The sequence below is a fragment of the Klebsiella sp. RC2 genome (assembly GCF_014192815.1).
Lineage (GTDB): Bacteria > Pseudomonadota > Gammaproteobacteria > Enterobacterales > Enterobacteriaceae > Klebsiella > Klebsiella variicola.
On record NZ_JACHYL010000001.1, the window covers coordinates 452,275 to 464,493 of the forward strand.

At 56.7% G+C, this 12,219-nt stretch carries 12 protein-coding genes; 1 reads left to right on the plus strand and 11 read right to left on the minus strand.

Annotation, left to right across the window (positions count from 1 at the left end):
• Positions 1 to 26: 26 nt before the first annotated feature.
• Genes FHW76_RS02200 through FHW76_RS02235 form a run of 8 tightly spaced genes read right to left on the minus strand, consistent with a single transcriptional unit; the run spans position 27 to position 7,794 of the window.
• A complete protein-coding gene (locus FHW76_RS02200; RefSeq protein ID WP_023297892.1) occupies positions 27 to 1,217 on the minus strand; it encodes a PotD/PotF family extracellular solute-binding protein in 1,191 nt (396 codons plus the stop codon).
• 4 nt (positions 1,218 to 1,221) lie between these two features.
• Positions 1,222 to 2,244, minus strand: a complete 1,023-nt coding sequence (locus FHW76_RS02205; protein WP_183476170.1) for a GTP-binding protein — start codon at positions 2,242 to 2,244, stop codon at positions 1,222 to 1,224.
• Positions 2,234 to 2,545: a hypothetical protein gene (locus tag FHW76_RS02210; RefSeq protein ID WP_016161414.1), complete on the minus strand. Its 312-nt coding sequence runs from the start codon at positions 2,543 to 2,545 to the stop codon at positions 2,234 to 2,236. The genes FHW76_RS02205 and FHW76_RS02210 overlap by 11 nt, the downstream gene beginning before the upstream one ends.
• 10 nt (positions 2,546 to 2,555) lie before the next feature.
• On the minus strand, positions 2,556 to 3,302 hold the full coding sequence (locus tag FHW76_RS02215; protein WP_016161415.1) for an SDR family NAD(P)-dependent oxidoreductase: 747 nt from the start codon (positions 3,300 to 3,302) through the stop codon (positions 2,556 to 2,558).
• Positions 3,303 to 3,311: 9 nt separating this feature from the next.
• Positions 3,312 to 4,088 (minus strand): SDR family NAD(P)-dependent oxidoreductase, encoded by a 777-nt coding sequence (locus tag FHW76_RS02220; protein WP_077267215.1) that lies wholly within the window; start codon positions 4,086 to 4,088, stop codon positions 3,312 to 3,314.
• 9 nt (positions 4,089 to 4,097) lie between these two features.
• Positions 4,098 to 5,471 carry an MFS transporter gene (locus FHW76_RS02225; RefSeq protein WP_016161417.1) on the minus strand — a complete coding sequence of 458 codons (1,374 nt, stop codon included), beginning with the start codon at positions 5,469 to 5,471 and terminating at the stop codon, positions 4,098 to 4,100.
• A 32-nt stretch (positions 5,472 to 5,503) separates the two neighbouring features.
• On the minus strand, positions 5,504 to 6,385 hold the full coding sequence (locus FHW76_RS02230; protein WP_016161418.1) for a polysaccharide deacetylase: 882 nt from the start codon (positions 6,383 to 6,385) through the stop codon (positions 5,504 to 5,506).
• Positions 6,386 to 6,387: 2 nt separating this feature from the next.
• Positions 6,388 to 7,794 carry an amidase family protein gene (locus FHW76_RS02235; RefSeq protein WP_032730740.1) on the minus strand — a complete coding sequence of 469 codons (1,407 nt, stop codon included), beginning with the start codon at positions 7,792 to 7,794 and terminating at the stop codon, positions 6,388 to 6,390.
• A gap of 319 nt (positions 7,795 to 8,113) precedes the next feature.
• Here FHW76_RS02235 and FHW76_RS02240 point away from each other — a divergent pair, with 319 nt between their 5' ends.
• On the plus strand, positions 8,114 to 9,124 hold the full coding sequence (locus FHW76_RS02240; protein ID WP_016161421.1) for a GntR family transcriptional regulator: 1,011 nt from the start codon (positions 8,114 to 8,116) through the stop codon (positions 9,122 to 9,124).
• A 44-nt stretch (positions 9,125 to 9,168) separates the two neighbouring features.
• On the opposite strand, the gene ldtA is transcribed toward FHW76_RS02240, so the two are convergent.
• The 3 genes from ldtA to nac all read right to left on the minus strand — a co-directional run bounded on the left by ldtA (position 9,169) and on the right by nac (position 12,162).
• Positions 9,169 to 10,110, minus strand: a complete 942-nt coding sequence (gene ldtA / locus FHW76_RS02245; protein WP_012967646.1) for a L,D-transpeptidase — start codon at positions 10,108 to 10,110, stop codon at positions 9,169 to 9,171.
• 77 nt (positions 10,111 to 10,187) lie between these two features.
• Positions 10,188 to 11,138, minus strand: a complete 951-nt coding sequence (gene cbl / locus FHW76_RS02250) for an HTH-type transcriptional regulator Cbl (RefSeq protein ID WP_004180456.1) — start codon at positions 11,136 to 11,138, stop codon at positions 10,188 to 10,190.
• Between the two features lie 106 nt (positions 11,139 to 11,244).
• On the minus strand, positions 11,245 to 12,162 hold the full coding sequence (gene nac, locus FHW76_RS02255) for a nitrogen assimilation transcriptional regulator NAC (protein WP_002911729.1): 918 nt from the start codon (positions 12,160 to 12,162) through the stop codon (positions 11,245 to 11,247).
• Positions 12,163 to 12,219 lie beyond the last annotated feature (57 nt).

The following is a 12,219-nucleotide window of genomic DNA, read 5'->3' on the forward strand; positions in this document are numbered from 1 at the left end:
TTCTGTCCGGCCCAGCCGCATAAGAGCTAGCGGCGCATCAGCGCCTCCTGCCAGCGTCGCGTCAGATAGTTATGTTCATCCATCACCGAATTCCATACCGCAATATGTCCCATCCGCTGCTCGTAGCTTCCACCATCCCGACGCTCACCCGCAGGAATAAGCGGCGCGCCAGAGGCATCGAGGAGTAATTCAGCTGCCGGTTTTCCTGCATACCAATAGTCCCATTCGGCCTGAGACAGACAAGCGCGGCTTCGCTGAGGGTTGGAAATATAATACCCCTGCCGGGCCATTACTGCGCCGGGCCAACCAGACTGCCACCAGTTAAGGTAATCATAGGCCGCTTCTTTTACCTTCCCAGTCACGCAGCGAGACAGCGACATGCCGCCATACCACGCCCGATAGCCTTCACGCGGGCGCGCCATTTTATAGCCTCGCTGATGGAAATGGTGCCGGAAATAGATGGGAGCCCATAAGCTCTGGACCTCAACGCATCGATTATCGATTAAATCGCATGCCTGCTCCTGGGACGACCAGAATGCGGCAAAGTGTCCCTGGCGATTAAGATGGGCTAATCCTTGTGTCAAAACATCGATCTCTTCCAACGTCAAATTGCCAATATCGGCAAACTGCGCCATCCCCGCGCCCTGCATGGCCAGAGCGGCATCGATCCCTCCCATAGCTGCATCCTCTTGCAGGGCGACCGCGCCAGTAAGCGCGCTATGCAGCAACCATCCCCAACTCTCTTCTTCCTGCTGAAGCGCCTCGGGAAGACGGTCGACATGATAAGCAAAGCTATCGGCATTATGCGTCAATGGCAGCATGCTGATGAGATCGCTCGGCTGGCTGCTTAAATGGCGATCCCGTTGAACGTACAAGCGCTGGGACGGTACGCTGCCATCGGCCACAACGCCGTTCAGGGTGCCCTGCTTCGCCAGTTCGTTCACCTCGTCCCAATATTTCAGCCGCTTCACCTCCAGCGGCTGAATAGCACGGGCCGGCCAGACAAAATCGATATTATGAAACCACTGGTCATAGAGATCGTAACTGTCAGGTTGCATAACCGCGATGCGCTGGGCATCTTCCACGCTATGCAGCAGGTATTCGATCTTAATCCCCAGCTCCTGCTCAGCGCGAACACGCAATATCTCCAGTAATGTCACCGACGTGCCCAACACCCGAAGCGTTAATGGAGGAGAAATAATCGCCGCAGAACTCATCCCTTCAGGACTCCTGTGATACTTGCATAAAGCGGCTAAAGGCTTGCTGCAAGCGATGCGCCTCCAGTCCACGTAAGATAAATACCAACGTTGAATGGCTTAAGGCTCCAGGCCAGTCATCCAAATGCACCGGAGGATGCAACGTGTGCTGTACACCATGAATAACCACCGGAGTCTCACTGTCGCTTACACGCAAAATGCCTTTCATTCTCAGCACCGCGTTACCATGGCAATGTAATAGCATGGATAACCAGATAGCAAAAGCGGGCCAGTTTAACGACTGCTCAAGCGAAATCACGCATGTTTCTGTCGTGGGATGCGCCCCGCCATCGCGCTTTGGCACCAACGAAAACGTGTTGTCAACACATGAGCCTAACCAGCGGAAACGCTGTTCATAAGAGCCGCGAAATACTTCACTTCGGAACAGCCAGTCCGGGGTATCCTGCGCCAGCCGCGTAGTGCTCACTTCCGCCAGCGGATTAAGCTGACGCAGCCACTGCTCGAGCGTCACCGTCTCCTCGGGGGCAACGCGATCGCTTTTACTCACCAGCAGTTTGTCCGCCGCCGTCACCTGCGCAAGCCACTCGGGCTGAAGATCGGCTTGACGGTGGGCATGTTCCGCATCGACGAGTGTGACCAGCGTCCCTGGCGTGAAATGGCTCTGCAACTGACGATCGTGGAGAAGTGTCGATAAGATGGGAGCCGGATCGGCCAGCCCGCTGGTTTCCAGAACGACGTAGCGAAACGCCGGGATCAGGCCGCGCGCCCGCCGTTCATAAAGCGCCAGCAGAGCGGCCTGCAATTCCCCACGAATCTGACAGCATACGCAACCGCTCGGCAATAACACAGTATCCGGCGCGACTGCGTGAAGCAGGTGATGGTCGATCCCCACCTCGCCAAACTCATTCACCAGCAGAGCAATATCGTTCACGTTCTGCCGGGCGAGCCAGTTTTTCAGCAGCGTTGTTTTACCGCTACCCAGGAACCCGCTCAGCACATGGAGGGGTAATTTCTCTTCAGCAGGCATCGTTTTCCCCTTTGGCCTCAAGCGAGGCTAACCAGGCATCATCGAGCGGATCAATCGCCTGATGCAGCATGTTCTCGGCTTCTTTCCACAACCGATCCAGGGAGTGGACCAGCACCTGTTGTCCCGTCGGGCTGGCCAGTAGCCATTGACCATGAAACTCCGTCAGCGAGAGGCGCCAAGGCTTCAGCGTACGGTTTAGTAATGCCAGCTGCCGCAGACGCAGCTGGCGTAGGGGAATATCCTGCCGCAGCGGATCGCTCCACTGCGGCCCGTTATCAAGCAGGCCGCACACTCCGCACATCATCCACTCCTCAAGGCATCACATCACCCGAATTTGGCCCCAGCGTCTGGCCAACGAACAGGTTACCCCCAGGCTCGCTGGCCAGCAGCAGCGCCACCGGCGCCACTTCTTCTGCTCGCCCAAAGCGCCCCAGCGGCAGCTCCGCCGTTTTGGCCGTTTTCCACGCCTGGTGAATCCCCTCAATAAGCGGGGTTTCAATCGGTCCTGGGGCGATAGCGTTAACCAGCACATTTCGGCTGGAGACTTCCAGCGCCAGAGATTTCGTCAGGCCGATCACGCCAGCCTTAGCGGCCGCATAGTGACACAGCTCTGCCCCACCTTTGATGCCCAGTTGGGAAGCGATATTGATAATGCGTCCCCAGCGTTGGCTTAACATCACTGGCAGAGCTCGCTGGCAGGCCAGAAACACGCTGCGCAGATCGACGGCCATCATGGTTTCCCACATATCCAGAGTGATATCGGTGCAGGGAGCCTGGGTAAGCATGCCTGCGTTGTTGACCAGCACATCAATCCCTTCATAGTGCCCCAGGCTGGCATCCACGCCAGCCGTTGCCCCGTCGACCTCGCCGACATCAGCCACCACGCCATAGCAATGCGCCCCAATTAACCGACAACGCTGTACCACCTCTTCCAGTTTATTACGGTCCCGGTCGGTGAGTATCAGTCGTGCCCCTTCGCCGGCAAAAAGCAGTGCGATAGCCTCGCCGATACCACTTGCCGCGCCCGTCACAACACAACGTCTGTTTTGCAACTGCATAGTGGCTCCTTAATCCGGCCAGCGGACGGTCAAACCACCGTCGACAATAAGGCTTTGCCCGGTCAGATAGCGGCTTTCGTCGCTGGTGAGAAAAGCCACTACGCGAGCGATATCATCCGGACAGCCAACCCGTCCCAGTGGAATCGATCTGGCTGCTTTTGCCAGCCCCTCCGGCCCCAGAGAGTTCTGCTTATCCAGCGACTGTGGGGTTTCAATCAATCCGGGGATCACGGCGTTACAGCGAATACCTCGCGGTGCAAGCTCAACGGCCAGTGAGCGACAAATCCCTGGGACTGCGGCTTTCGCCGCCGCGTAGTGGGCGTGCTCCTGCCAGCCATAGACGCCCCCGGCAATCGATGAGATTGCGACCAAACTCCCACCGCTGACCAGTCGTGGCGTAGCCGCCCGGAAACACCGCATCACGCCGGTGAGGTCCACATTAAGCATTTCGTTCCAGCGGTCGTCGTTCATCTCTTCAATAGACGCGCAGCGTAAGATCCCCGCATTGGCGATGACATAATCAAGACGGCCATAATGAGCGACGCCTTGCGTTATAAACGTATCAACCGACGCCGTATCGGCGACATTCAGCGGCAGCCAGAGTGCATCGCCACCAGCCTCCTCAACCTGTGCAGCAGCGACAGTAGGGTCATGCGGATCGTCCGGGTAGTAACCGGCGATCACCCGTATTCCGCGGCGGGCATACAGGGTGGCCAGCGCCAGACCAATGCCGCTTGCCGCACCACTGATTGCCGCTACTCGCTGACTGATGTTTGTGGTTTCCATCATCGCTCCTTACGCCTGAGGTTGTGTGTTAACGGTCTTGTTCATCCCTGACGCGCGCTGGACATCGCCACGCGCCAGCCACATCACCACACCTGAGATAAAGCAGGGTATGGCGCCAAACCACAGCGCAGCATCCTGCCAGTGCCCTCCATGGCTTAACACTGCGGTGGTACCAACGCTGGCGATGATCGCCCCGACCGGTCCCATCGCGCCAATCAACGCCCCTGCCGTAGCACGGATGGCGGTAGGAAAGCTTTCACTAATGAAAAACAGCGCTGCAGCGTAGGGACCAATCAGGAAGAACAAACCAATACTGTAGAGCGTGACGATAGTGGCAAAGTTGTCCGGGCAGTAGAGCATGCCAGCAAACGCCACCCCCCCCAGCATCCAGCCGACCGCGATAGTATTACGACGCCCAATCCGGTCGCCCAGCCAGCCATGGGCCAGGTAACCGCAATAGCCCACCAGATTGGACAGGATTAAGATAAGCAACGAGTTGTTAAAAGAAACATCATGGGTTTTGGTGATGACCGTCGTACCGAGCACGCTAAAAATCTGAATGGCAAACCAGTTGATCAGTACCGCCGCCCCCAGTACCAGGGTGGCGCGCAGCGATGTGCCTCGAAACGCTGCGGCAATCCCACCGCGGTGATGTTCCTCCCATGAAATCTGATAATCCTGGGCTACCTGACGGGCTTCGGCGATCTGCCCTTGTTCACGCAAATGTTGGATTTTCTTTTGTACCTGGAATTGAGGTGTTTCTTTAAGTTTTAGCGCCAGCACAGCGATAACCAGTGAGGGTAATGCTGCAAAAATGAAGCTGCCCTGCCAGCCGATGATGGGCATTAAAATGGCGGTCAGCGCTGAAGCGACTAGTGCACCGACCGGCCAACCACCTTGCACAAGACTGTAGACAAACCCTTTACGTTTATTGAGTTTTGGATCGTCGAGCGCGGTATACAGTTCTGATAAATAGGTAGCGTTCACCGTTTGTTCCGCGTAGCCCAACCCCGCGACAGAGCGAATGGCCGTCAGCGCCCCTTTCCCCCATGCACCGCCCACAGCGGTCAATAATGAGCACAACGCGGCACCGCCAACGGTAATGACAATCCCCATCCGGCGTCCCAGACGATCGACCAGCGGACCAATCGCCAGCGCAATCACTGCGCCGCCAACCGCCACCCAGGTGGCGATTTCCGCTTGCTCTACCTCATCCCAGCCAAAATGGAGACCGATTTCCGGCAATAATGTGCCAAAAAGGATGAAATCGTAGACAGCGAAAACCCAGGCAAAAAAGGCAATCCAGGTGGCAAATTTCACATCCTTGATGGTTAACTGCTGCGGCTGCCAGCCGTTTACGGAAGTTTTGTTAAAAATGCTCATAGCGTAATCCCTCTGTCAGGGGGTAAATGACATTATGCCGAGCGCGGTTTGCGCGCTTTAAAATCATCTGCAATTTCGTCAAAGGTCACGAAGCGAACGCCATCGTGGCTACGGATGTACTGAATCAGGCGTTCAAGCATTAACAACACCTGAGGACGGCCGGAAACATCGGGATGGATAGTCATGGTGAAGACGGCGTACTCATTTTCGCGATAGACCCAGTCGAACTGGTCGCGCCACATCTCCTCCAGATGACGAGGGTTAACGAAGCCATGGCTATTAGGGGATTTTTTGATAAACATCATCGGTGGTAGATCGTCGAGGTACCAGTTGGCTGGAATTTCAACCAGATCCGTCTCCTGTCCGCGCTGCAATGGTTTCATCCACGCATCGGGATGCTTGCTGTAGTCGATTTTTGTCCAGCTGTCGCCAACCCTGACATAGTACGGATGGAAGTCGTTGTGCATCAGACTGTGGTCGTATTTAATGCCCTTTTTTAACAGCAGCTCGTTAGTCACATTGCTAAACTCCCACCACGGCGCCACATACCCGGTTGGGCGTTTACCGGCTAACTGCGTCACCAGTTCGATGCTACGATCCAGCACCGCTTCCTCCTGGGCAGGTGTCATGGCAATCGGGTTCTCATGGCTATAACCATGGATCCCCACCTCATGTCCTGCCTCCACAACCGCTTTCATCTGCTCCGGAAAGGTTTCTATCGAATGCCCGGGAATAAACCACGTCGTACGTAATTGCTGCTCCGCGAACAGTTTCAGCAGCCGCGGCGCGCCCACTTCCCCGGCAAACAAGCCGCGTGAAATATCATCCGGAGAATCTTCGCCACCGTATGACCCCAGCCAGCCGGCAACGGCATCAACGTCCACACCAAATGCGCAAAGGATTTCTTTGGCCATGTTTATTTTCCTTTTGAGTTGAGGGATAACGAATTAGCGCCATCACCTTTGGAAGGCGCCAGCAGATGCGCTACCGCACAGGCAGCGCTTAAAAGCGAGCGATCTTCACCGTTCGGTGAAGAGAAAAGCAGACTGGTATACAGGCCGTTCGCGGTCGTACCGCTTGGCACAGCGAGACCGGGCATATCCAGTAAACTGCCTGGCATGGTTAAGCGCAGCGTGGCGCTATTGGCGAAGGCAAATGCCTCGGCATCCGCCTGCAAGGGCGCCAGCCGCGGCGCGGTATGCGCGACCGTTGGTGTCACCAAAATCGCGCCATTGAGTTCTTCAGCCAGTGCCTGCTGCCAGATCGGACGTAGACGCAAAAAGGTGGTGAGCACCGCCGGATCAATCGTGCCGGAGGCCAGCAGTCGGCGGCGAATGAGGGGATCCATCGCTGTTGCTGCCGGTGACGCCAGCAGAGAGGCATGTAACTGAAAGGCTTCAATCGCCCCTGGCCAGCCATGGTGAGCAATCCAGTTAAGTGCTTCATATAAGGCTGGCAGGCGCCGATATTCAACAACGACGCCTGACGCCGCTAATCGGGACAGCAACGAAGCACTGTTGTCACGGACGCTAATATCAGCGGCATTGAGAATTTCCGGATCGACAATTAACCGTGACACCGTCGACGACGACGTCTCCTCGCCACAGAGAATGACATCAAGGGCGTAAGCATCACGGACGCTGCGACAAAGAGGCCCGAGCGTATCGAGAGACGCCGCCAGGGGAAACACTCCGCTCGCGTCATAGCGATGACGGCTGGCGCGAAAACCGATCACTCCGCTAAACGCAGCAGGGATGCGCACGGAACCCGCGGTGTCCGTTCCTATTGCAATGCAGGCCACCCCTTGAGCAACCGCTCGCGCCGCGCCGCTGGAAGAGCCGCCAGGAACATGTTCCTCGCCATCGGTTGCCAGTAATGCCGGCGTGGTAAACGTTGGGTTAATACCCAGACCGGAAAAGGCAAACTCACTCAGATTGGTTTTGCCGATAGTCACCATTCCCGCCTGCGTCAGGCGCGCCACCATTCCGGCATCGTGTGTCGCGAGAGGCGCATCCAGGCGGGTTGCGGATCCTGCAGTGGTTCGGGTCCCGGCGATATCGAATAAATCTTTCCAGCAGACCGGAATACCATCCAATGGGCTCAGCGGCGCGCCCTCGCGCCAGCGCTGCGTCGAGGCGGCAGCCTCCTGACGGGCGCGTTCGGGAGTCAGCGTAATAAAAATCCCCTGGGTCTCTTTGGCCGCCGTCAGGCAGGCTTCCGTAAACGCAAGTGGCGAAAGCTGACCTCTGGCAAACAACGCCGCAATGGCACAGGCATCAATCTGGCCCCGCTGAAATTGCAGGCGAATCGTATTCGCGTTCATATCACCCTTAAATGTATATTTAAATAAAAATCCATTTAAACATAGCAAAACAAGTGCCAGAAGAATGACAACAAAGTGTCTAAAATGTGATCACATCGTATTAATTTTGTTTTATTGCAGTAATTTCAAGAAGATATAAGCGGGTAGGGTAATGAGATAACAAGTGTAGAAGAGCATCATGAACAGGAGTTATAAATGTATATTTTATGTAATGATCCATTAATGGGCAGCCTGCACTACCGCGGTGCTAATGATGGGGGTTGGTATGACACCGCTCAGGATGTGATAAGGTAAGTTTGATGAGGTAAGGATCGAAAATATGGTCATGCAGACAAACCCTTCGCATGCGGCAACGGAAGATACCGCCGCTGCGCGCTATGAAGTTATTCGTCAGTTTTTACGTCATATTCTGGTTGCCCAGCGAGTGCCAAAGGGGCTGGTACTTCTGGAGGGTCCGTTAGCACAACTATTCGGTACCAGCCGGGTGCCGGTGCGTCGGGCGCTCAGTCTGTTACATGAAGAAGGGTTAATTACCCGCTTCGAGGGGCGTGGTTTTATCGTGGCACAGCCTGACGAAGAGGTCGAGCCATTGCGCCTCGCCTTGACCAGGGAGCTCTTCGGCCTTGATGAACAGCAGCCATTGGTGGATACCCGCACCAGTGGTGAAAAGGTGCTGGAGAACCTGCAGGTTGTACTCTCAACAGCCATGGTATTTGGCTGTTATTCGGTAAATGAGCAAAAAGCGGCACAATATTATAATGTTAGCCGCTCGGTAATCCGTGAAAGTCTGATGCGTTTGCGCGACAAGGGACTGGTAGAAAAAGAGCCTTACTCACAGTGGTTGACCGGCCCGCTTACCGCGCGCGAAATCGCCGATCACTTCGAGATCCGCGCCAGCCTCGAACCCGCAGCGTTGTGCAAGGCTGGACCTCACCTTTCGTCGGCGTGGCTGGCGTCCATGCTGCAAAAGACGCAAGGTTATAAAGGTCGACAATTGACTGCCGCGGAACTGGAGTTACTGGAAGAAGATCTTCACATCCGCTGCCTCGAGCCCGCAGGTAATAAGCTGATGATGCAGATCCTGCGCCAGCATCAGTCTCCTTTCATCATCACGCGTATCTTCTATGATTTACTGGCCATTCCGGTAGAAACCGCCACCCTGGAAGAACACGCTCTGGTGTATGACATGTTGCTGAAAGGAAACTGGGCGCTGGCGGCCGCCTGCCTGAAAGATCACCTTGAACGCGCGCAATCCCGGACCCTTCAGCGCTTAAAAGTGCTTTCCGTGCTGCCTGTCCCCGACTTACCCAACTTTATGGAAGCGAACTAAGCAGAGGGCGGTCAGCCCGCCAGGGACAGCCAGTCGTTCGACACTTACAAACTCCCCTGCACCGCTGCAGCGCTGATATTCACCGGCATGCCGGAGCGGCGCTGCAGGGTTTGCTCGGCCTGCGAAGGACTCACTCCCGGCCCCTGAGTAAACTCGCGCAGCGCCGAGGTCATCGGTAGCGGGACCTTTCGGTCGGATTCAAATTCCGCCCGGTTGCGCGACAGCGGCTCGTGCACCTCCAGCCAATGGCTGCCGTCCGGCTCCACGGTGTACTTCACCGGCTGATCGATTAGCTGGACGCGCGTCCCCACCGGTACGTTATCAAACAGGAATTTAATATCGTCATTGCGCAGGCGAATGCATCCCTGGCTGACGCGCAGCCCAATGCCAAAGTTAGCGTTGGTGCCGTGGATGGCGTACAGCCTGCCGATGTAGATCGCATACAGCCCCATCGGATTATCAGGCCCGGGCGGCACCAGCGCCGGCAGGGTTTTGCCCTCTTTCGCATACTCGCGCCGGGTATTGGCGGTCGGAACCCAGGTCGGTCCCTCCTGCTTGCGCTCTACCGCCGTCACCCAGTTACGCGGGGTTTCGCGTCCGGCCTGGCCAATGCCGATTGGCAGCACTTCCACACTATTGCCCAGCGGCGGGTAATAATAGAGACGCATTTCGGCGACGTTGATGACGATCCCTTCGCGCACGGTGTCAGGCAGGATCAACTGTTGCGGAATAATCAGCGTCGAACCGGAGTGCGGCAAATAGACATCGACGCCGGGGTTGGCCTCCAGCATATTGCTCAACCCCTGGCCGTACTGGGCAGCAAAACTTTCCAGCGGTTGGGTGTTGTTCTCCGGCACGGCGATGGTAAATGCGCTGCCCACCAGACGACTTCCCTCCGGCGGCAGCGGATAACTGACGGCCAGCGCGCCGTGGCTGGCGAGCAGCATCAGCGCAGAACAAAGTAATTTCACACGCCGCATCGTCATTTTCCCTTCCTCAGTCGCGACTCTCGTGTGTGAATTATAGCGTTATTTCCTCGCCTCGATCCGCTGACCACGATGGCTTAAATCTGATAGTCGATAGCGGCCTCTTCCGGCTCCATCGCCTGACGCTTAATTTCATCCAGCGACAGTCCGGCATTGCACAGTTCGATAAAGCGCCAGACGTAGTTACGCTGGAGCTGGCCCCGCTTCAACCCCAGCCACACGGTATTGGCATCGAACAGATGGCGAGTATCGAGACGCGTAAAGGTGTCCGCTTCCCTGGCATCTCCGGACTGCTCGGCAACCAGCCCGACGCCCAGCCCCAGCTCGACATAGGTCTTGATGACATCGGAATCCTGCGCGCTCAGCACGATATCCGGCATCAACCCCTTGCGGTTGAAGGCCTCATCGATTCGCGAACGGCCAGTGATCCCCTGGCGGTAGGTGATTAACGGCCAGCGGGCTATTGCCTCAAGCGTCAGAGGAGAAACCTGCGTCAAAGGATGATCCTTCGGCACCAGCAGGCTGTGATGCCAGCGGAACCAGGGGAAAGCCGCCAGCGTCGGGTCGTTGCTCAGGCGCTCGCTGGCGATACCGATATCCGCCCCGCCGTTATGCAGCAGCGCTTCGATTTCCTGCGGGGTGCCCTGCACCAGCTCGACGCGAACATCTGAGAACAGCTCGCGGAAGGCTTTAATCACCGGCGGCAGGCTGTAGCGCGCCTGGGTGTGGGTGGTGGCGATGGTTAAGACGCCGGAGGCATCATTGGTAAAGAGATCCGCCAGCCGCCGGACGTTGCTGGCTTCATTGAGGATGCGCTCGGCAATGGATAACAGCGCTTTACCCGGCTCGGTCATGCCTAACAGGCGCTTACCGCGACGGATAAAGATCTCAATCCCCAGCTCCTCTTCCAGTTCCCGGATATGGCGGCTGACGCCTGACTGCGAGGTATAGAGCATATTCGCGACTTCCGTCAGGTTGTAATCCTGACGGGCCGCCTCACGGATAATTTTCAGTTGCTGGAAGTTCACCCTTTCCTCCGGGCCAATGGACTTAACGTATCTGCTATTGTTAAAGTCTGTTGTCCCAGGTAACAAATAATAAAAACCAGCAACTTATTCCTTAAGAGAATATAGCCTAACTAACCAGCTGCAGTTCACGGTTCTCCAGCGACGGGCGGCTCACCAGAGACAGCAGGATCTCTTTCACCGCCTGCGCCTGCGGCGACAGACTGCCGCGTGCCGACATATTCAGCGACAGCGACAGGCTCATCGACGGCGTGCTAATCCGCGCCATCCAGCCGTTTGCCGCGCCGCACAGGGAGCGGGCAGCGGATTCCGGCAGGACCGTCGCCCCCATGCCGCTGGCGATAGCCGCAGTCAGGGTGGTAATGGATTCGATCTCGCCGATAATTTTCGCCGACAGACGACGCAGGGTGAACGCCTCGGTGACCCGCGCCCGTACCGCGCTGTAATCCCGCGGCAGGAACAGGTTCATCTCCGCCACCGCCGTGAGATCCACGCTCTGTCCCGGGCAGTCGCGGGTACCCACCAGGTAGAGATCCTCTTTCAGCAGCGGCTGGCTGACGATACCGGCCACTGGCGAACGCTCATACAGCACCGCCATATCCAGCTGACCCGCCAGCAGCTTGTCATTCAGCGCAGTGCCGCTGCTCTCCTGCAGATAGACCATCACCTCGGGCAACTCATTACGCACCGTCTGCAGCAACGGCATGGTAATGGCAGAAGCTGCCGTGCCCGGCGCCAGGCCAATCGAGACCTGACCACGCAGCGTCTGGCCGACGTTATTGACCGCCAGCTGCGCCTGCTCACACTGGCGCAGGATGGTTCGCGCATGGGTGTAGAGTATTTTACCGGCTTCCGTTGGCGTGACCCCTCGCTTGGTGCGTATCAGCAACTGCTGGTCCATTTCACCTTCCAGGGTCGCGACCTGCTGGCTCAGGGCCGGTTGTGCGATGTGCAAGACTTCAGCGGCCTGGGTCAGACTGCCGATATCGACGATTTTCACAAAATATTTCAGTCGTCTTAAGTTCATTTTGCCTCCTGTAAGGAACGCCAGCGTCAACGCTGGAAGTATGATGTAACTGGTTTT

Excerpts from the sequence above, each read along its gene's own strand:
- FHW76_RS02200 (WP_023297892.1), bottom strand. The coding sequence starts at position 1,217 with ATGAGTTCTGCGGCGATTATTTCTCCTCCATTAACGCTTCGGGTGTTG.
- FHW76_RS02240 (WP_016161421.1), top strand. The coding sequence starts at position 8,114 with ATGGTCATGCAGACAAACCCTTCGCATGCGGCAACGGAAGATACCGCC.
- ldtA (WP_012967646.1), bottom strand. The coding sequence starts at position 10,110 with ATGACGATGCGGCGTGTGAAATTACTTTGTTCTGCGCTGATGCTGCTC.
- FHW76_RS02235 (WP_032730740.1), bottom strand. The coding sequence starts at position 7,794 with ATGAACGCGAATACGATTCGCCTGCAATTTCAGCGGGGCCAGATTGAT.
- FHW76_RS02215 (WP_016161415.1), bottom strand. The coding sequence starts at position 3,302 with ATGCAGTTGCAAAACAGACGTTGTGTTGTGACGGGCGCGGCAAGTGGT.
- nac (WP_002911729.1), bottom strand. The coding sequence starts at position 12,162 with ATGAACTTAAGACGACTGAAATATTTTGTGAAAATCGTCGATATCGGC.
- FHW76_RS02225 (WP_016161417.1), bottom strand. The coding sequence starts at position 5,471 with ATGAGCATTTTTAACAAAACTTCCGTAAACGGCTGGCAGCCGCAGCAG.
- FHW76_RS02220 (WP_077267215.1), bottom strand. The coding sequence starts at position 4,088 with ATGGAAACCACAAACATCAGTCAGCGAGTAGCGGCAATCAGTGGTGCG.
- FHW76_RS02205 (WP_183476170.1), bottom strand. The coding sequence starts at position 2,244 with ATGCCTGCTGAAGAGAAATTACCCCTCCATGTGCTGAGCGGGTTCCTG.
- FHW76_RS02230 (WP_016161418.1), bottom strand. The coding sequence starts at position 6,385 with ATGGCCAAAGAAATCCTTTGCGCATTTGGTGTGGACGTTGATGCCGTT.
- FHW76_RS02210 (WP_016161414.1), bottom strand. The coding sequence starts at position 2,545 with ATGTGCGGAGTGTGCGGCCTGCTTGATAACGGGCCGCAGTGGAGCGAT.